The 1,006-nt window shown below is 27.3% G+C and carries 1 protein-coding gene; it reads right to left on the bottom strand.

Annotated elements, in window-relative coordinates:
* Window positions 1-442: 442 nt before the first annotated feature.
* The gene (locus IL45_RS03805; RefSeq protein ID WP_036580553.1) at window positions 443-895 is read right to left on the bottom strand and encodes a WapI family immunity protein; all 453 of its coding nucleotides are present in this window, start codon (window positions 893-895) and stop codon (window positions 443-445) included.
* Between the last annotated feature and the right edge of the window lie 111 nt (window positions 896-1,006).

The following is a 1,006-nucleotide window of genomic DNA, read 5'->3' as shown; positions in this document are numbered from 1 at the left end:
TATAGTTTCTAATCCCAAGAGTGTAATTATAAATTACAAAAGCGAAAACCTACGGCCGCAGGCAATGGACTAGAACGTGTTTATATATGGTTTGTTGCGTTGTTTAAGCAACTAATTTAGTAAATAATTACTGACAAAGAAAATCCGCGAGGATTTTCGTAAGTAAGCAAAAAGCCAGCAATAAATTATATATGTTGTTGTAAGTAGGCTTTTTTAACTTTCTATATTATTTTCATTACTTCTCTAAATATTAAATACAAAGAAAGTATAAAAAATATTATTGCTCCTCTTACAGAGTAATATTTGAAACTTGAATTATTTTCCTCGTTTACTTTGTCATTTTTTATGTCAATATAAATAATTGCTATTGCAATAAGCAAAAATATTACTCCAATTATTACATATTCAATATCAAATTTTTCTTTCAAATTGATAACTTTTTTTATTCAAAACCACGAGTTGGAAATGGGTTTAATTCTTTTTCCAAATTTTCTGAAATAGTTTTTAATTCTATATTATTTAATTCGCATTCTACATAATATTCTTTTTTGTCATCGGCATTTTTCGGTCTAGATTCTAGGTCAAAAATTATTTTCACTAGTTTTAAACTTTCATTAAATTTTGTTAATTCAAATTCGATATTTGGTTCAATGAAGGTTAGTCTTTTTGATTCAGGTTTTATATTATTTGATAGTTTCTCAAACCATTTAATTATTTCTTTAACTTCTTCCGTTAATAATGCTGGGTCAATGGTTTTCCATTTTCCACATTTACTGTTAATATTTAAGTAAATTAATAACCAATTCGAGTCATATTCACAAGTTGTATTTTCGGGAAATTCATAATTAGTAATTTTGAACTCTACAGTTTGATTATCTATTCCTTTAAATATCATTTTTCCATTTCTGATTTCGTTTCACAGCTTACTTACAATGGCAAAGGTATAAGGCGAGTGAGGCGTTTTAGCCGGTACGCGTAGACCTTTTGTATGTTGGTTATTGGTTGT

The organism is Nonlabens ulvanivorans (genome assembly GCF_000732625.1).
Taxonomy (GTDB): Bacteria; Bacteroidota; Bacteroidia; order Flavobacteriales; family Flavobacteriaceae; genus Nonlabens; species Nonlabens ulvanivorans.
This window is presented reverse-complemented; position numbering and strand designations above follow the sequence as displayed.

What these genes read in the sequence shown, in the direction of transcription:
- IL45_RS03805 (WP_036580553.1), bottom strand. Translation starts at nt 895, where the DNA reads ATGATATTTAAAGGAATAGATAATCAAACTGTAGAGTTCAAAATTACT.